17 protein-coding genes are annotated in these 17,503 nt (G+C 72.4%); 8 read left to right on the top strand and 9 right to left on the bottom strand.

Features of this window, described 5'->3' with window-relative positions; translation table 11 throughout:
* Nucleotides 1-33 precede the first annotated feature (33 nt).
* From SJY07_RS13220 to SJY07_RS13205, 4 genes are all read right to left on the bottom strand, one after another.
* Complete coding sequence (locus SJY07_RS13220; RefSeq protein ID WP_380159720.1) at nucleotides 34-243, bottom strand: hypothetical protein; 210 nt, start codon at nucleotides 241-243, stop codon at nucleotides 34-36.
* Nucleotides 244-397: 154 nt separating this feature from the next.
* Nucleotides 398-577, bottom strand: a complete 180-nt coding sequence (locus SJY07_RS13215) for a hypothetical protein (RefSeq protein ID WP_380159718.1) — start codon at nucleotides 575-577, stop codon at nucleotides 398-400.
* Nucleotides 578-639: 62 nt separating this feature from the next.
* Nucleotides 640-963, bottom strand: coding sequence for a DUF6924 domain-containing protein (locus tag SJY07_RS13210; RefSeq protein ID WP_380159716.1), 324 nt, complete (start codon nucleotides 961-963; stop codon nucleotides 640-642).
* Between the two features lie 287 nt (nucleotides 964-1,250).
* Entirely contained in the window at nucleotides 1,251-2,066 is an 816-nt protein-coding gene (locus SJY07_RS13205; RefSeq protein WP_380159714.1) for a formate/nitrite transporter family protein, read from the bottom strand.
* A 405-nt stretch (nucleotides 2,067-2,471) separates the two neighbouring features.
* Between SJY07_RS13205 and SJY07_RS13200 the strand changes: the two genes are divergently transcribed.
* From SJY07_RS13200 to SJY07_RS13190, 3 genes are all read left to right on the top strand, one after another.
* Nucleotides 2,472-3,968, top strand: coding sequence for an amidase (locus tag SJY07_RS13200; protein ID WP_380159712.1), 1,497 nt, complete (start codon nucleotides 2,472-2,474; stop codon nucleotides 3,966-3,968).
* 134 nt (nucleotides 3,969-4,102) lie between these two features.
* A complete protein-coding gene (locus SJY07_RS13195) occupies nucleotides 4,103-4,783 on the top strand; it encodes a TetR/AcrR family transcriptional regulator (protein WP_328293785.1) in 681 nt (226 codons plus the stop codon).
* Between the two features lie 156 nt (nucleotides 4,784-4,939).
* Complete coding sequence (locus SJY07_RS13190; protein ID WP_380159710.1) at nucleotides 4,940-5,659, top strand: hypothetical protein; 720 nt, start codon at nucleotides 4,940-4,942, stop codon at nucleotides 5,657-5,659.
* 468 nt (nucleotides 5,660-6,127) lie between these two features.
* On the opposite strand, the gene SJY07_RS13185 is transcribed toward SJY07_RS13190, so the two are convergent.
* The 4 genes from SJY07_RS13185 to SJY07_RS13170 all read right to left on the bottom strand — a co-directional run bounded on the left by SJY07_RS13185 (nucleotide 6,128) and on the right by SJY07_RS13170 (nucleotide 9,422).
* Nucleotides 6,128-6,658, bottom strand: a complete 531-nt coding sequence (locus tag SJY07_RS13185) for a hypothetical protein (protein ID WP_380159708.1) — start codon at nucleotides 6,656-6,658, stop codon at nucleotides 6,128-6,130.
* 150 nt (nucleotides 6,659-6,808) lie between these two features.
* Nucleotides 6,809-7,786 carry a hypothetical protein gene (locus SJY07_RS13180; protein ID WP_380159706.1) on the bottom strand — a complete coding sequence of 326 codons (978 nt, stop codon included), beginning with the start codon at nucleotides 7,784-7,786 and terminating at the stop codon, nucleotides 6,809-6,811.
* Nucleotides 7,783-8,739, bottom strand: coding sequence for an NAD-dependent epimerase/dehydratase family protein (locus tag SJY07_RS13175; protein WP_380159704.1), 957 nt, complete (start codon nucleotides 8,737-8,739; stop codon nucleotides 7,783-7,785). The genes SJY07_RS13180 and SJY07_RS13175 overlap by 4 nt, the downstream gene beginning before the upstream one ends.
* Nucleotides 8,736-9,422, bottom strand: coding sequence for a MerR family transcriptional regulator (locus SJY07_RS13170; RefSeq protein ID WP_380159702.1), 687 nt, complete (start codon nucleotides 9,420-9,422; stop codon nucleotides 8,736-8,738). The genes SJY07_RS13175 and SJY07_RS13170 overlap by 4 nt, the downstream gene beginning before the upstream one ends.
* A gap of 85 nt (nucleotides 9,423-9,507) precedes the next feature.
* Here SJY07_RS13170 and SJY07_RS13165 point away from each other — a divergent pair, with 85 nt between their 5' ends.
* From SJY07_RS13165 to SJY07_RS13145, 5 genes are all read left to right on the top strand, one after another.
* The gene (locus tag SJY07_RS13165) at nucleotides 9,508-9,930 is read left to right on the top strand and encodes a PadR family transcriptional regulator (protein WP_380159700.1); all 423 of its coding nucleotides are present in this window, start codon (nucleotides 9,508-9,510) and stop codon (nucleotides 9,928-9,930) included.
* On the top strand, nucleotides 9,927-10,676 hold the full coding sequence (locus tag SJY07_RS13160) for a hypothetical protein (RefSeq protein ID WP_380159698.1): 750 nt from the start codon (nucleotides 9,927-9,929) through the stop codon (nucleotides 10,674-10,676). The genes SJY07_RS13165 and SJY07_RS13160 overlap by 4 nt, the downstream gene beginning before the upstream one ends.
* A gap of 57 nt (nucleotides 10,677-10,733) precedes the next feature.
* Complete coding sequence (locus SJY07_RS13155; protein ID WP_380159696.1) at nucleotides 10,734-12,902, top strand: diguanylate cyclase domain-containing protein; 2,169 nt, start codon at nucleotides 10,734-10,736, stop codon at nucleotides 12,900-12,902.
* Between the two features lie 144 nt (nucleotides 12,903-13,046).
* Nucleotides 13,047-15,827: a PAS domain S-box protein gene (locus SJY07_RS13150; protein WP_380159694.1), complete on the top strand. Its 2,781-nt coding sequence runs from the start codon at nucleotides 13,047-13,049 to the stop codon at nucleotides 15,825-15,827.
* Nucleotides 15,761-16,210 carry a sensor histidine kinase gene (locus tag SJY07_RS13145; protein ID WP_380159692.1) on the top strand — a complete coding sequence of 150 codons (450 nt, stop codon included), beginning with the start codon at nucleotides 15,761-15,763 and terminating at the stop codon, nucleotides 16,208-16,210. The genes SJY07_RS13150 and SJY07_RS13145 overlap by 67 nt, the downstream gene beginning before the upstream one ends.
* Before the next feature lie 60 nt (nucleotides 16,211-16,270).
* Here the strand turns inward: SJY07_RS13145 and SJY07_RS13140 are convergent, their stop codons facing one another.
* Entirely contained in the window at nucleotides 16,271-17,476 is a 1,206-nt protein-coding gene (locus SJY07_RS13140) for a Gfo/Idh/MocA family oxidoreductase (RefSeq protein WP_328293793.1), read from the bottom strand.
* Nucleotides 17,477-17,503 lie beyond the last annotated feature (27 nt).

Raw genomic sequence — 17,503 nt, 5'->3', positions numbered from 1 at the left:
CTGGGCCCTTTGGCCGAGCGCTCAACGGCCGCGTCAGGGCTGAGGAGTTGGACGCTTCCGCTTCTCGATCCACTCGGCATCCTTCTCGCGCTGGCGCACGATCGAAGGCATGGTCAGCCGCAGCAGGACGGCGGCCAGGACGACGATGACGACAGGGATCCAGGACCTCATCGCGATCGCGACGCCGGCCACGATGACTGCCGCGATCACCATGCCTGCGATGCGTTGTCGTCCGGTCAACATGCTGAGCAGTGTCACTGACCACCCGCCCAGATGCATCGCCAACTGCTGACACCGCTGGAGCTGATCAAAGCTGGGCGGTGGAGGCCCGGTGCTGCCCGTACCTCTCCTCAAGACCGCGGGGACATCGATGTGACGGCGGCAGCACCAGCGGCGATCAGATCAGGGGTAGAGCCTGCGACAAGACGACGAGGGACATGGACACGACCCCCAGCTCGTGACCTGTGGTCCACTCCTGCTCCCCGCGTCGTCGCCGCCGCTTGACGTCGACGATGGCGGCGGCGATGAGTGCCAGAGCGGCAACGATGAGGACGACGTTGCCCCACGGCCGAAACATGATCTGCATCCTTGCTGGTGCGCCCCGCAAAGGCACCTCGCGGTGCGCCTGTGAGTGACCGCTCATCGGCGATGTGCGGGTGATCTTCGTGCTCGGCTTGCATCCGGACATCGACATGACCTCGATGTCGCTGCCAGCTCGGGACCGCGCACGACGCGGGGTGACCGTGAACTGTCGCGGACGCTGTCGACCGATGTGGACCCCGTCCGGTCCACCTCATCCAGGTACTCCTCCCCGTCCCGGTTGCCGAGGGTCAGGTTCGTTTCCGTGGCCACCGCCCGGTTCGCCACGACCCGCACCTCCACGGCCACGTCGTCGATGACGTGCAGCACGAGCAGGGGTGGTTCGGGGGCGGACAGCGTTTCGGCATCGGCTGTGACGCGCATCCCCGTGTCGGGAAACGCCTCGAAGAGGTTGGTGTCCGGTGCGTTCTTCCCGCGGGGAAGGGGCGGTCGTCCGGGTGGGACAGCTCCTCGAGGTTCTCCGGCGGGAGTACTCCGGGAACTCGCGGAGACGTCCGACGTCGACCCGTCGAGGGCCGTTGAACCGATCCTCCTCATCGACGCGGATCCTCGGGGACGATCGAACCGGGGCAGATCCCCTGGGCTGTCAGTGCCCCCTCAGGCACGTCGGTCGCCGCTCGACACTGACGCCGTCGCCCAGTGCTCGGCTCTCACTCCGCCTTGTCGCGTTCTTCCGCGACGCGGTGGGGAACACGGAGCAGGCGGACGGCGGTGACGAGGACGAGGCCGCCGACGACGTTGCCCAGCACCGCCCACGCGGCTGTCCTGGCCCAGTCCGCGTAGCCGAACGGCGCACCGACGTGGAGGGCGGCGAACATCAGCAGGGAGTCCAGGACGCTGTGGAGCAGTTGCGTCCCCGCCAGGAGCGCACCGAAGAGGATGGCGGGGACGAGTTTCACGCCGACGGCCTCGGTGGCGTGCTGCATGCGGGTCATGAGGGTGATGACGGCGCCGGCCAGCACGGCCAGGGCGAAGGACTCCTTGCCGACGCCGAGGTCGATGAAGTGGCGGGCGGAGTCCACCGCCGTGCTCGCGAGGTCGGGGAGGGCGGTCATGATGATCCAGGTGATGACCCATCCGGCGAGGAGGTTCGTCAGCAGGGTCGTCCCCCACAGCCGGGTGAGCTGGGCGAGGGTGCCCCGGCGGGCGACGACGGCGATCACCGGTACGAGGAAGTTCTCGGTGAACAGTTCGCTGCGGGCCAGCAGGAGTGCGACGAAGCCCACCGAGAAGGCGAGACCGGCGAGCAGGTCGTTGCCGGTCTCGTGCTTGACGACCAGGTAGGCGAGCAGACCCGTTCCGACGTCGATTCCTCCGAGGAGGCCGACGCTGAGCAGCGGCAGCAGGGGGCGGCGCAGACGGTCCTCGCCTTCTTCGACGAGGCGGTCGAAGGCGTCTTCCACCTCGTGTTCGGGTTCGTCGGGGCGGTCTGCCGCGCCGGGAAGGTCTGATGCCGTCTGGTCCATGTCACGACTGTCGATGTGACGGCGAAGGCCCGCCAGCGGGAGTTCTGGACGACTTCGACCGTGCTGGTCCCGGGACGACGGAACGGCCGGACGTCAGGCGGAGGCAGCCACCACCTGCCCCCGACCGACGCGCTGAGACCAAGAGGCCGGCGACAGGTCGAAACGTGCACGCTCACGGGGTCAGCCCACGATCAGCGCCGGCGGCGGAACCCTCACGTTGCGGTGCAGCCACCGTGCCTGGTTCTCGACGACGACCGGAGCGGTGGTGGTGGTCCGTGTCCGAACCCGCGCGTCGTGCAACGCCGCGACCACCCGTTCGGCTCGGTTTCGACCACCGACCTCACTCGCTAACATTTTTATGTTAGCGTCTAAGTCAAACGTTCATCCCCGACCCCAGGAGCACCCGTGCCGATCCAGAAACCCTCGCCCGCGCAGATCGCCGGCCTCGCCGCCGAGATCGGCTACTCCTCGATCGCCGCAGCACCGGAGGAGTACACCGGGATGATCTCGGGCATGCTCGGGGTGTACGACGCTCTCGACGCGTTCCCGGAGCCACAGGTGCTGGCCGGCCGCGACGCGGTCGAGCACACGGTCCCCTCTGCGGAGGAGGACCCCCACCACGCGTGGGAGGTCCGTGCGTCGATCCGCGGAGCCGCGGGGGGTCTCCTCGCCGGAGTTCGCCTGGGGGTCAAGGACAGCATCCTCGTGGCCGGTCTCCCGATGCGGAACGGTTCGAAGGAACTCGAGGGTTTCGTCCCGAACGCTGATGCCACGGTCGTCACCCGAGCCCTCGCCGCCGGCGCGGAGGTGGTGGGGAAGACCACCAACGAGTACTTCTGCATGTCCGGGGGCAGCCACACCGCAGCGACCGGCGTGGTGCACAACCCGCACCGGAGGGGTTTCTCCTCGGGTGGCTCCTCCAGCGGCAGCGCCGTCGCGCTCGTCACCGGCGACGCCGACATGACCCTCGGCGCCGACCAAGCCGGTTCCATCCGGATGCCGGCGTCCTGGTCCGGTGTCGTCGGCCTGAAACCGACCTACGGACTCGTCCCCTACACCGGCATCGCGACGCTCGACGGCTACTTCGACCACGTCGGCCCCATGACCCGCACGGTCGAGGAGAACGCACGCTTCCTCACCGTCCTGGCCGGCTCCGACGGCATCGACCCGCGCCAACGCGACATCTCCGTCGGCGACTACCTCACCGCCCTCGACGCAGGAGTCCGAGGACTCCGGATCGGCATCCTCACGGAAGGGTTCGGCGGCGACCACGCCGAAGCCGGCGTCGACGAGATCGTCGTCGCAGCGGCGGAAGCGTTGCGCGAGCGCGGTGCGATCGTGGACGAGGTGTCGGTGCCGCTGCACGAGCTGGCTCCCGCGCTCTGGACGGCCATCGCCATCGAGGGCATGGCCGAGACGGTCCTGCGCAACCAGGGTTTCGGGTTCGGTCGTCCCGACCACTACCCCGTCGACATGATGCAGCACCTCTTCGACCACCGTGCGGCCGCCGCGGAGCACCCCGCGAACGTGCAGTTGTTCACCCTCGTCGGTCGCTACGTCGACCAGCAGCAGGGTCGCCTGAACTACGCCAAGGCCGTCAACCGGGCCCGGACCCTCCGTGCGGCCTACGACCAGGCGCTGGAGCGCTTCGACGTCCTGATCACCCCGACCACCCCTCAGACCGCACGCCCGCTGCCGGACCCGGCGCACGGCGCCGGTGCGGCCATCGGGGCGTCGATCGAGATGTCGGCGAACACCACCCCGTTCAACATCACCCACCACCCTGCTCTCAGCGTGCCGTGCGGCACGCTGGACGGACTCCCGGTGGGACTCCAGATCATCGGACGCCACTTCGACGAGGCCGTGCTGTTCCGCGTCGGTCGGGCGATCGAGCAGAACTGAGCCCTTCCGGTGCTCCGGCGCGTTCGCCCGTGATCGAGGAGCGGCTGCGCCGGCTGGACGTCACCGGTGGGATGATGGTGGATGGCCGTCGTCCCACCGGCCGTCATGTCGTCACCGGCGGAAGAGGAAGCGCGTTGACCCGTTCTGACGAGATGCGAGTCCGCATCCTCGACACCGCGTTCGCGCTCCTCACCGACGGCGGTCGTGACGCGGTCACGACGCGCGCCATCACCTCGGCGCTGCACATCCAGGCCCCGACGATCTACCGGATCTTCGGGGACAAGCAGGGTGTGCTCGATGCGGTGGCCCTGCACGGGTTCTCCAACCACCTCGCCAGCTGGACCGGGTGGAAACCGGGTTCCGACCCGGTCGAGTCGATCCGTCAGGGTTGGGACATGCACGTCGAGTGGGGACTGCTGAACCCGCACGTCTACTCGATCGCCTACGGCGAACCGCACCTGGGCACGTCGACGTCGGCCGCGTCCGCGATCGACGAGATCCTGCGGGTGCAGATCCGGGAGGCGGCCAAGGAGGGCCTGCTCGCCGTCCCCGTCGACGACGCGGTGCACGTGGTGCGGGCCGTGGGCGTGGGGGTCGTGTTCACCCTTCTCGCCATGCCGGAGGAACACCGCGACCTGCGTCTGTCGGTGCGCGGTCGCGAGTCGGCCCTCCGCACGATCCTCAGTGCCCCTGACGCGAACGGCGACCGCTCAGGAGCCGCCATGCAGCTCAGGCACCAGATCGCCGAGACGACAGCCCTGACCGCGAACGAGCGCGCACTCCTGGGCGATTGGCTCGACCGCCTCGCAGAGTAGGCAGCGAGCGCAGGGTGCGCCTGCCGCCCCGTCCGAACCGTGGTCGCGCTGCGTCCCACGTCGCGCGAAGGACGTCTCGAGACGCACCCGGCGGCGGTCGTCGCAGTGCCTCGGAGGTTCGCCGCCGGCGCAGTTCGATCCGTGGGAAACCCCTCGGTGCTGTTCGCCTCGATGGATGCACGGAACGACGAACACCCCTGCGGACGCGACGAGATCGATGATCTCCGGCGTCTGCGCCTCGTCGACGAACAGGTGCGCGAGACCGTCGATCCCCGCCTCGAGGGCCGTCCGCGTCGCGCGGACGGTGAGCGTGTGGGTCAGCGTCATCATGCCGAGGCGTCGAGCCCCGGCGACGCCGGCGTTCAGCGTGGCCTGGTCGAGCATCGGAAGCCCGGGAGCGCTCGCTGTGGACCCGTCCTCGATGAGGAACTCGATGTGGTCCGATCCCGACGCGATCAGTTTCGGGATGAAGGACACGGCTTGCTCGGGATCGGTGGAGAGCGGCATCACGATGTCGCCGGACCCTGGTTCCCCCTGGCCGGGGAACGCAGCTTCCGGGACGAGTGCGTGTGGGCATCGATGAGTCCCGGCAGCTGGGTCTTGCCGGTCCCGTCGATCGACGCACCGGTCACGGTGTGCGCCTCGTCGTCCGTGGACGAGGGACGAACCGAGGCGATCCTGGTCTCCTCGATCGTCACCGTCTGGTTCTCGAGCACGTGTTCACCGACGAAGACGCGAACGTTCGAGATCGTCGTGGAAGCCACGTCAGTCCTGTTCAGCGGGCGGGTCGCGAGTTTCGGCGGCGTTGACAGAACCACCTCAGCACGCCACGGGAGGATCAAGGGCTGCGAGGAACCCTCAGCCCGCGTGTCCTGACGGGCCGCCGCGGAACTGTCCGGTCGTTGCGGCTGTCGGTTGCGCGTGGGTGCCCCGGCCGCAGGTGTGGTCGTCGGGAACGATGACGTGGTGACCGAGCACGGCCACTTCGGGCGATCCGTTGCGTCGCCGTCAGCACCGGAGCGCCAGGAAACTCAACTCGATCAACGACTGCGGCCTGACGCGCCACCTGCCGGTGGCGCCCCGGTCACCGGCGGGTCAGGACGTTGCCGGCTGTCGATCTTCGTCCAGAGGAACGCCCTGACCGAACGTCTCGGACCGGCGAGCACCGGTGCGAGGGGGGCTGGTCGTGTCGGGGTCGACACGTCACGACCAGCCCCTGGCCCACACCCGAGGGGGGCGAGGCGCGGGCCGGTCATCAGTTCATCCCGTGACCGCGGCGTTGGCCACCTGACGCTTCGCGCACCGTGCCCACGACCTGGACCAGCTGGCGCTGCGGCCCAGGGTTCAGCGGCTGGACCAGGTGCAGCTCTTCCGTCCAGGCTGAGGTTCCACGGGGAAGGTGAAGCTCTGCAGGAGGTAGCCGTCGGCGGGGGTGGGGTTCAGGAACACCTGAGTGGGGGCTCCGTAGCCGGCTTCGGCGAGTACCTGGCCGTGGGTGTCGTAGGCGGTCAGGTAGGCGGAGCTGCCCCGGGTGGAGCGGTGCGCATCGGGTCGACTGAGGACGTCGGCGGCTCTGGCCATGGCGCGTACCTGCCAGACGTCGAGGATCCCGGCTTCGGGGAGGTGGGCGGTGAGTTCCTTCGCCTGGAGGGCGAGGTCTGCCTGGGCCGCGTCCAGGTCTGAGATGAGTCCCACCGTGTCTGAGTCGTGGTCGAGGATGCTCGTGACGTAGCAGTCGGCGGGGATGTACTCCGCAGAGGCCCGCAGCGATGAGAGCGCCGGTGTGGAGATGTCCTGCTGGACTTGTCCACCGGAGAGGAACAGCAGGGGGAGGGCGGCGGCGACGGTCGTCGTGGTGCGTGTCGCGCTCAGCATGCGTGCCTCTTCGACCGTTGCGTCTCGGTGCTTGAGGGTGCCGCCTGAGTGCTCCCTGCGGGTGAGCGGTCGTGGTCCTCGCCATGACCGTGCACTCCACGACCGTGACGTCGGGGACCGACCCCGCAGGGGTTCCGGTCCCCGGCGCGATCACGTCGGCCCCGGGGTGGCCGCGCGCCGCGCGGGCCGCGGCGCGGGGAGGAGAGCGGGGTGGGGCCGGCGGACCACGAGGACGGTCGTGGTGACGACCGCGGCCAGGGCGAGTCCGCACCCGAGGACCAGGACCACCCCCGTGGGGTGGACGACGGACTGCCCCCGCCACGCCTGGACGGTGAGGAGGACCGTGGCGGCGGCGTAGACCACGGCCGCGGTGAGGCTCAGGTGCCGCCGCGTGGTGGGCGAGTCCGGCCGGGTCAGGCGCCGGCCCGCGGCGCGGGTCAGGAGGGCGAGCAGCGGGAGGACCTGCAGGGCGTGGATCCCGACGAAGTGGGCGACCCGGAAGTCACCGCCGTTCGTGCTCCACCCCAGCAGCGGGAGGCCGGGTCCGCCGTCGGGCACGCCGACGGCGTGGGCCCCGATGATCCCGGTCGGGGCGCTGAGCTGCGCCGGCGTCGGGGCGGTCATGAGGAAGGCGACCCCGATGCCGACGAGCGCGACGAGCACCCCGCCCCGCAGCGCGAGGGTCAGGGCCGGGTCCTCGAAGCGGACGAGGAAGACGGCCGCGGAGGTCACGAACGTGGCGAGGTACATGACGGTGATCGAGACGGCCATCACCGCCCAGACGGTGGCGTGCAGGCCGTTGCTGACGTTGAAGTGGCTGGTGGTGCCGGTCGCGGCGGCCCAGACGATGAGCACCTGCTCGACGACGAGGGTGACGGCGATGACCGTGCCGAGGGCGCGGGTCAGCGAGCGCCACCGGGGCAGGTGGGCGATGAGCCAGGCCCAGGTGAGCGTGTAGAGCAGGATCGAGAGCGAGAACTTCAGCGGTTTCGCCCAGGCCGGGGCGCCGAGGATCTCGCGCGGGTCGACGACGAGTCCGACCGCGCTGACGAGCGCGCAGACGCCCATGAGCGCGGCGACGGTCATCAGCGGGGGGTGCCACGCGTGGGCGCGGCGCCAGGTGGTCACGACAGCGACGCCGTCCGCGGTCGGACCGCGTCGAGGCTCGCGGTGATGCCGTCCACGACGGGGGTGGGGGAGACGCCGAACGTCGTCTCGTAGGCCGTCGAGTCGAAGACGTAGGGGGCGCGGTACTGGTAGCTGAGTTCCAGGGTCTCTCGGGCGGCGGTGTTGACGAGGGCCCCGATCCGCATGGTGGTGGAGCTCATGACCCCCAGGGGGACGTCGGCCGGCGCGGTCGTGCCCGCCGCGACGTCGACGGCCGTCCGGACGTACTGCCGGCCGGTGAGGGCGGGGGCGGTGGGCAGGTGCCAGGTGCGTCCCCGGGCCCGGTCGTCGGTGCCGAGGACGGTGAGGGCCCGGCCGATGTCGGGGGTGTAGGTCAGGGAGTGGGGCTGGTCGGCGTCGTAGAGCCAGGTGCTCCTGCGGCCGGCGGCGACCTTGTCGAGGACGAAGCCGTTGAAGACGCTCGTCGTGGCGCCGGGACCGTAGAAGTCGGCGCTGCGGCCGACGGTGACGTCGACGCCGCGGGCGGCGGCCCGGGCGAGCAGGTCCAGCGCGGCGGCGCGCACCCGGCCCTTCCTGCCGCCGGGTCGGACGGGGGTGTCCTCGGTCATGGGGCCGTCGACGGGGCCGTAGGCGTAGACGTTGTCGAGGTAGACGAGGTGGGTGCCCTGCTCGGCGGCGGCGGCGACGTTGTCCAGGATCACGGGCCACTGCCGGGCCCAGACCCGGGAGGAGTAGGGCAGTCCCGCGACGAGGTAGGCGACGTCGGCGCCGCGCAGGGCCCGGTGGACGTCGCCGTGGTCGAGGAGGTCCGCGACCAGCGGGACGACCCCGTCCACGTTGGTGGGGTGCCGGCCGACGGACGTCGGGGTGTGGCCGGCGGCGACGAGGGCCCGAAGGGTCTCGCGGCCGACGACGCCGTTGCCGCCGAGGACGACGTGGGTCGATGCGGTCATGGCGTGGCTCGTTCCGTGAGGGGGTCGGGGTCGGGCTCGGGGGAGACCGGTCCTGGTGCGGCGACCGGGAAGAGGTGGTGGGTGGCGTTCTCCTGGGCGAGCCGGCGCAGGCCCGCGAGGAGCGGGTCGCCGAGGACGGTCCCGACGACCATGAGCTCGGCGACGGCGTCGCGGCCCTCGCGGTGGGTCAGGGCCCGCAGGTCGGCCTCGGCCGCGGTGGCCGCGGCGTCGGCGTAGGCGTGCAGGTAGGTGTCGGGCGCGTCGAAGTCGATGGCGCGCAGTCCGTCGAGGGCGCGCGCGGCCGCGTCGTAGCCGGGGTTGTCGGCGCTGACGGCCCAGCCGCGGGCGGCGACGACGGCTTCGACGGCGCGCCGGGCGTCGTCGCTGGGGGCGGAGTCCTGGGTGCGGGGGCCGCTCATGGCGTGCTGCGCGACGCCGAAGGTCTCGGCGAGGGGGGCGGAGTCGGTGTCCAGGGCGGTGATGACGTCCTTCGTGGCGGCGACGGAGAGGTTGCCGGTCTCGAGCAGCGCGCGGATCAGGCGGACGCGCTGCACGTGGGAGTCGTCGTAGGACACCTGGTTCGGTGCGGTCCGGACGCCCGCGGGCAGCAGCCCTTCCCGTTGGTAGTACTTGACGGCGGAGAGCGGGACGCCGGCTCGGTCGGCAAGAACGGATATTCGCACTATCGGATAGTAGCACTATCCACTTACGCCGGACCCGGTCGCCAAGTAGGTTGCTTCCCGAGCTAGGTAGTGTCACGATCTTCTGGTGACCACCCCGGAGGATCCCGCCCAGCCGTGGCCGGCGCAGTGGCTGCGCGGAGTCCTGGACCTCGCCGTCCTCGCCGTCATCGCCCGCGAGGAGACCTACGGCTACCGCATCGCCAACGACCTGCACGACCTCGGCCTCGGCACCGTGAAGGGCGGCACCCTCTACCCCCTCCTGGCCCGCCTGGAGGAGACCGGAGCGGTGGACACCACCTGGCGCGAGGGTGAGTCCGGCCCCGGCCGCAAGTGGTACGCCGTCACCGCCGCGGGCCGCGACCGCCTGCACCGGGAGGGCGCCCGGTGGCGCGACTTCGCGCACCTCACCAGCGGACTGGTCGGCGAAGCCGACGAACCGGTCCCCGACCCCGCCCCGCCCACCTCGCAGGACACCCCGCAGAACCTCGACGCAGGAGCGCAGCGATGACCGAACCCACCCGTGCCGCCGACGTCCACACCACCGCTCACGTGTCCCCGGACGCTCGCGCGGTGGAGCGCTACTGCGACGACCTGCTCCTGGCCCTGCGTCTGCGCGACGTCCCCGGGGACCGCATCGGCGCGGTCCTGGCCGAGGTCCGCGACCACCTCACCAGCAGCGGGGAGGACCCGGTCGGGTCCTTCGGGACCGCGCAGGACTACGCCGCAGCCCTCACCCCGGAGGGGGCGGCACCGACGCGGAGCACGCAGCGGCTGGAGACGGCCCGCAACGCCGTGGGTGTGGCCGGTCTGCTGTGGGTGGCCGAGGGCGGTACCGCTCTGCTGTCCGGGGAGCCGGCGGTGCTGACGGAGTTCCAGGTCGTGCCCCCCGTGCTGATCGCGCTGGTCGCCCCGCGAGTGCTCGACGCCGTCGTGCAGGCCCGCCGCCCCGCCCTGTTCGGCTGGGGCACGCTCGTCACCGCCGCCGTGCTCGCCGTCGCCCTCGTCCACGTCTGGACGGGTCCGCTCCTCAGCGTCACCCTGCCGCCGGCGGCTCTGCTCGTCCCCGGTCTGGTCGTCGCGGCGGCGTGGATCGCCACCACGGCCCGTGCGGTGGACCCCGTGGTCGCTCCGCTGCAGGACGCGGTGAGCGCGCGCCGGCAGCGGCGCCGGGGCAGCGCCTCGTTCGTCGCGCTGATGCTGCTCCCGCTCCTCGTCCCCGTCGTGGTCGTCCTGGCCCTGCGCCACCTCGGCTGACCGGTCCGAGCCCGGGACTCGATCAAGGCGGGACCGTCCGGGGCCGATGAGTCGGGGGTGAACCGGGAAGACTGGCTGGCCCTGGCGCAGGCGAGCGTGCAGGAGGACGTCGCCCGGTCCGAGGCCGTCCCGGCGCTTCCCCGACCCGTCCTCGCCCTCCCGACCGCCTCGACGGGTCCGACCCCGCTCCCGGCGCCGGCGGCGGCGCGGCTGGCGGCCCTGCACGAGTACGGCCTGCTCGACGCCCCCGCCGACGACGAGCTCTCCGCCGTGGTCCGGGCGGCGGCGCTGGTGGCCGGGGTCCCGCACGCCACGCTCAACCTCATCGACGAGAACCGCCAGTGCCAGCTGACCACCGTCGGCTTCGACGGCGCGGACTCCGCCCGCACGGACTCCATGTGCGCCCTGCACTTCGAGGCCGGCGAGGTCGTCCACGTCCCCGACGCCTCCCAGGACCCCCGGTTCGCACGCAACCCGTGGGTGGACGGGCGGATGGCGCACGTGCGCCTCTACGCCTCCGCCCCGCTGGTCAGCCCCGCCGGTCACGCCCTGGGCTCGCTCTGCGTCTTCGACACCGTCACCGGCCGGCTCAGCGAGCAGCAGCTCGGCGTCCTGCGCGACCTCGCCGGGGTCCTCGTCGCCCTCTTCGAGCGTCGCCGCCAGGCCCGGCGCGCCGTGGAGGAACGCCGCCAGGCCTTCGAGCAGCGCGAGCAGGCCGCGGAGGCCCGCGAGCTGGCCATGCTGGCGATGAACGAGTCCGAGGCGCGCTGGGAACTCAGCGAGGTCGTCGCCGAGACCATCGAGGTCGGCCTCGTCGTCGTCGACGCCGACGGGCAGGTCGGTTCCCTGAACCGGGCCATGCGCCAGTGGCAGGGCAGGTCCGCGACCCCCTCCGAAGCTCCCGCGACCTTCTTCGCCGCCGACGGGACCACCCCCCTGAGCACCCGTGAGCTGCCGTGGCTGCGGGCCCTGCACGAGGGTGCGGTCGAGGGCGCCGAGATCGTCCTGGCCGCGCCGGGGCAGCCGCGCCGCACCCTGGTGTGCTCGGGACGGGCGATGCGCCGCATGGACGGGACCCCGCTGGGGGCGGTGGTCGCCGTCAACGACGTCACCCACGCCCGGGAACGGGAGCAGGCCCTGGCCGCGGCCCACGCGGACCGGGCGGCCGCGCACACGACCATCGAGGAGGCCCACGCCGCGCTGGCCCGGCACAGCCGACGGGTGCAGGCCCTCGCGGACGCCTCCCGCGCCCTGGCCGTCGCCGCCGACCCGCAGGAGTCCGTCTGCCGGTCGCTGCAGGAACTCACCGGCGCCGACGCGGCCTACCTGCTGCGCCCGGACACCCGGGACGGGATCGCGGGGTTGCGCGCCGTCGTCACCTCGGGCTTCGCCTCCGACCTCAGCTCGCCCCTCGGCGCAGGGGCGGGGGCCGGCGGCGTCTTCTACCGCGACGCCGAGTCCTCCCTGGCCGCGACCTGCTTCGCCACCGCCACCCAGGTCTTCGTCGCCGACGTCGGCAGTGACCCCCGGACCGCCCTGCGCGTCGTCGCCTCCACCGGGGTCGTGTCCGGGCTCTGGTACCCGGTGGTGCTGTCCGGGCAGCGGACCGTGGGTGTCCTGGGGGTGTTCTGGCGGACCCCGCTGGCGGACCTGCCCGAGCACGTGCTGCCGGTGCTGCAGACCCTGTCCGGGGAGCTGGCCCACGCGCTGGAGCGCGCGGACCTCGTGCAGCGCCTGGCCTCGGCCGCGGAACGCGACAGCCTCACGGGGCTGGCCAACCGCCGCCGCTGGGACGAGGCGATCACCACCGAGGTCGCCCGCGCCGCCCGCAGCGGTGAACCGTTGAGCCTGGTGCTGATCGACCTGGACCACTTCAAGGACTACAACGACACCCACGGCCACCTCGGCGGGGACGCCCTGCTGCGCGAGTTCGCCGCCGCCGCCGGCGACTGCCTGCGCGAGGTCGACACCCTGGCCCGGTGGGGCGGGGAGGAGTTCGTCGTCGCCCTGCCCGGCTGCACGGCGGAGGCCGCGGCGGTGGTGGCCGACCGCATCCGCGCCGCGGTCCCGCGACGCCAGACCTGCACCGTCGGCGTCGCGCAGTGGCAGCCCGGGCTGCTGGCCGAGGACGTCGTCGCCCACGCCGACGAAGCGCTCTACCGGGGCAAGCAGAACGGGCGGAACGCCACCGTCGTCCACACCGCGGGAGTTCCGGCCGGCTCGTAGCGGCCGAAGCCGGTGTCACTTTCCGTCACTCCCCGTCGAGGTGGACCCGGTGGCGGACACCCCTACAGCCCAGGGGCGCGGAGGCCGAAGGGGTGAGGGCCACCGGCATCCCGGCTGCGTGGCGCGCTCAGCCAGGAGGCCCCCGTGTCCACCCCTCGTGTCGCACCGCGCCGCTCGGGCGCAGCTGCCGCGAGCGGGGTCCCGCTGACGACGGGGGCGGTCCTGCGCAGCGTCGCGTTCGCGGTCGTGTTCGGCTTCTCGGTGTTCCTGGGGCGCCTCACCCTCATGGACGGCACCAGCCTGAGCCTGGTGTGGCCCGCCGCGGGGGTGGCCGCGGCCTGGTTCTGCGCCCAACGGCGCGCCGGGACCCGCGGGCTGGACGTCGCGCTGCTGTCCGTGACGACGTTCGTGCTGAACACCCTCACCGGCGCCCCTCCGGTGCTCGCGGTGTGCTTCGTCGCCGCGAACCTCGCCCAGGTCCTCACCTTCGCCGTCCTGTTCGCCCGCTGGTGCCCGCAGGCCTGGGGCGCGGGGGGCCGTGAGCCGCTCACCGGCATCGCGCAGCTGATGCGCATGCTCGCCGCCGCGGTGCTGGCCACCGGGGCCGGAGCCCTGCTGGGCCCGACGTCGGTGTGGCTGCTGACGGGGAACTGGTCGTGGCTGACGGCCCTGGTCTGGATGACCCGCAACACCGCCAGCGTCCTGCTCGTCACGGCCGTCGCCTTCCGCGTCGGCTGCGTGCTCACCGCCCGTCGCGACGCCCGGGACGCCCGGGACGACACCCTGGGAGCCGCCCCGCGCGTCCTGGTCCAGGTGCGCTGGCCGCGGGGGTGGCAGCTGGTGGAGCTGGCCGCCGCCCTGGCGTGCTCGGCGGTGGCCTACGCGCTGATCTTCGGCCGCTACGACGGCCTGCCCATCGCCTTCCCACTGGTGGCCCTCTCGGCCTGGGTGGCGTTGCGCTTCGACACCACCATCGTCGTGGTCCACGACCTGGCCATGGGGGTGGTGGCGGTCGTCCTCACCCTGGCCGGCAACGGCCCGTTCGCCATGATCGCCGACGACGCCACCCGGGCCGTCGTGGTGCAGCTCTACGTGGTGATGCTGGCCGTGCTGGGGTTGTCGCTGGCCATGGGCCGCGACGAGCGGGACGTCCTGCTCGCACGGATGACCCTCTCCACCGCCGCCAGCCGGGAGCTGGCCGCCGAGGCCGCCGTCCAGCGCGCGCTGGCCGAGGAGGCGCGTGCCCTGGCCGAGGAGGCCCGCCGTGAGGCGGTGCGCGCCACCGCCGAGGCCGAGGCCCGCGGGGAACTGGCCCAGGCCGTCCTGGAGTCCGTCGAGGTGGGCATCGTCGTCGCCGACGCCGACGGGCACCTCACGATGCTCAACCGCGCCGCGCAGACCTGGCACGGCCTGGACGCCGACGCCGGCCTGGACCCCGCCGAGCACGCCGGGCGCTACGACCTCTTCACCGGCGACGGCACCACGCCCCTGGCGGCGGAGGACGTCCCCCTCGCCGAGGTCCTGCGCACCGGCGGCGTGCGGTCGGCCGAGATCGTCGTCGCGCCCACCGGCCGCCCGGCGATCACCGTGACCTGCTCGGGACGGCGCATGCACCGCGCCGACGGCAGCGCCCTGGGGGCGGTGGTGGCCATGACCGACGTCAGCGCCGACCGCGCTCTGCGTCGCGAGCTGGAAGCCGCCCGCAGCCGGGCCGACGAGCAGGCCACGCTGCTGCAGGCCGCCTTCGAGGCGTCGATGGTGGGCAACCTCCACCTGGCCCTCGACGGCACCGTCCTGCGCGTCAACCCCGCCGCCGCCGCCCTGGTCGGTCGCACCCCCGCGGAGCTCGTGGGTCAGGACTGGAGCCCCCACCTGCACCCCGAGGACCGCGAGGTGCGCCGTGGGGTCCTGCGCGACCTCATCGCCGACACCGCCCGCCGCGCCGCCGACACCGCGGCCCACGGTGGCGACGTCGCGTCGATCCCCGCCGCGACCGTCGACGGGGAGGTCCGCTACCTGCACCGCGACGGGCGCACCGTCCACACCCAGGCCTCGACCGTCGTGGTGTGCGACGCCGCGGGGCAGCCGGCGTACCTGGCCAGCCAGCTCCTCGACGTCAGCGACCGGGCGGCGGCCGAGGAGAGCGTGCGCCGTCAGCGCGACGTCTCCACCCGCCTGCTGCGGGCGCTGAGCGACCTCGGGGAAGGCGTCCTGGTCGAGCACGGCGAGCAGATCACCTACGTCAACGACGCCATGGCGCGCCTGACCGGTCGCCGCACCCCGGGTCTGCTGGCCCTGCCGACGTCCCTGCTGCTGGTGCCGGAGGCGGAGCAGGACGCGTGGACCGCGCGCCGCGCCTCCACCGTCGGGCAGGTCGGCGCCTCCACGCCGCTGGTCACCGCCCTGCGCCGCGGCGACGGGACCGTCGTGCCGGTGGAGGTCACGACCGTGCCGCTGCCCGACGCGGGCGGGCACGCCACCCTGACCCTGGTGCGCGACCTCTCCGAGCGCCTGCGCGCCCAGAGCGCCCTGGCCGCCTCCAACGAGCAGCTGCAGGAGGCCAACCGCCTCAAGGACGACCTCGTGGCGACCCTCAGCCACGACCTCCGCCAGCCGCTGTCGACGACCATCGGGTTCGCGGAACTGCTGCTGGACGACTGGCAGGAGCTGCCCGAGGCCGACAAGCGGCAGTACCTCACCCGCATCCAGAAGGCCGGCCGGTGGGCCAACGACCTGCTCGAGGACATCCTCACGATGGCGCAGCTCGACGCCGGGGCACCCACCCCCGCACCACCCGCGTCCACGTCCCGAGCCTGGTCGCCGACGTCCTCGACCGCTCGGGCCACGACGGGTCGACGGTGGACAGCACCGGCGTCCAGGACCTCACCGTCCTCGCCGACCGCGGTCACCTCGAGCAGGTGCTGACCAACCTGGTCTCCAACGCCGTCAAGTACGGCGCGACGCCGGTGCGCCTGGTCGCCCGCCGCCGCGGCGAGCTCGTCGCCCTCGACGTCGTCGACGCCGGTGCGGGAGTGCCCGAGTCCTTCGTGCCGCACCTCTTCGACCGCTTCGCCCGCGCCACCACCGGGGCCGCGGTGGACAAGAAGGGCACCGGGCTGGGTCTCTACATCGCCCGCGCCCTGGCCAACGCCAACGGCGGGAACCTCACCTACCAGCCCGCCGCCGGGGGTGGCGCCCGCTTCACCCTCACCCTCAACGCCCTCACCGTGGACGCCGCGGACAGCGACGACAGCGACGACAGCGGGGACCCGCGGCGAGCGCTGGAACAGGCGCTCGGGACGTCCTGACGCATCGTGCGGCCACCTCCCACCCGGACGCACGCGCGCCCGGGTGGGAGGTGGCACCGCTCAGACCGGGTCGCCGAAGTCCGGGACGGGCAGGCGCGCGCCGTCCTGCTTCGCCGACTCGTTGGCCACGATCCCCGGGAGGGTGAACCGGGCCGCGACCCACGCGTTGACCGGCGGGTGGACGCGGTCGCGGACGGCCACGACGAAGTCGTCGGCCAGGAAGTGGTGGGCTCCCTCGTGCCCGTTGGGGGCCCCTTCGAACTCCTTCGGCAGCCGGCTGCGGTCGTGCACCTTCGCCGTGCCGGACCGGAAGCTGCTGAGCAGCGCCGGGTCGATGTCGCTCATGTCCTCGGGGACGTCGGAGTGCTCACCGGCCCGCAGCTCGTCGCTGATGTCGACGGTGCTGCCCTTGTGGTAGTCCTCGCCGTCGGACTTCACGGTGACGACGGTGCTGGTGACGGACTGCTCCATGACCTGTTCGGTGCCGTAGAAGCGGAACCGCGACTCCGGACCGTTCCAGTACCCGACGCGACGGAACTCGTTGGTCCGCATGACCCCGCCGTCGGCGAGGGTGAAGAGCGCCGACATGTTGGAGAAGTCGTTGTCCCAGCGCGAGACCGCCTTGTCGAAGACGCCGTCGTCGCGGGTGTCGCTGATGCCGGTGCAGCTGACGCTGACGGCGTGGGTCGGCCAGGCGCCCAGCACGCCGCCGATGGCGTGGGTCGGGTAGAGCATGGGCGGGTAGCTGGCCGTCTCCTTCCAGTCCTCCCCGCCGCTGTACTGGTAGGCGGCGTAGAAGCCGTTGTCCATGTCGTGGACGTAGTCGCCCTCGCCGTAGAACACCCGGCCGAACTCACCGGCCGCGATGTGCTCGCGGGCCCAGACGGTGGCGGGGTTGTAGTAGCTGGTCTCGCCCATCATGTAGACGAGCCCCGTCTCGCGGACCGCGGCCACGATGGCCTCGACGTCGTCGACGGTCGTCGCCATCGGCACCGCGGAGTAGACGTGCTTGCCGGCGGCCAGCGCCTGGCGGACCAGGGGACCGTGCGACCAGCGCTGGGTCATGATGGCGACGGCGTCCACGTCGGAGGCCAGCGCGTCCTCGAAGCTCTCGAAGGACCCGGCGAGGCCGTGGGTCTCGACGTGCTGCTGCGCACGCTCGGGCACGACGTCGGTGACCCACACCTCTTCGACGTCGGGGTGCAGCTGCCACAGAGCGATGAAGCTCCGGGCGAACTGGCCGGTGCCGATGACAGCGATCTTCACGAAGGACTCTCCTGTGAGCCGAGGGGA

This window comes from Kineococcus sp. R86509, assembly GCF_042466365.1.
Lineage (GTDB): Bacteria > Actinomycetota > Actinomycetes > Actinomycetales > Kineococcaceae > Kineococcus.
This window is presented reverse-complemented; position numbering and strand designations above follow the sequence as displayed.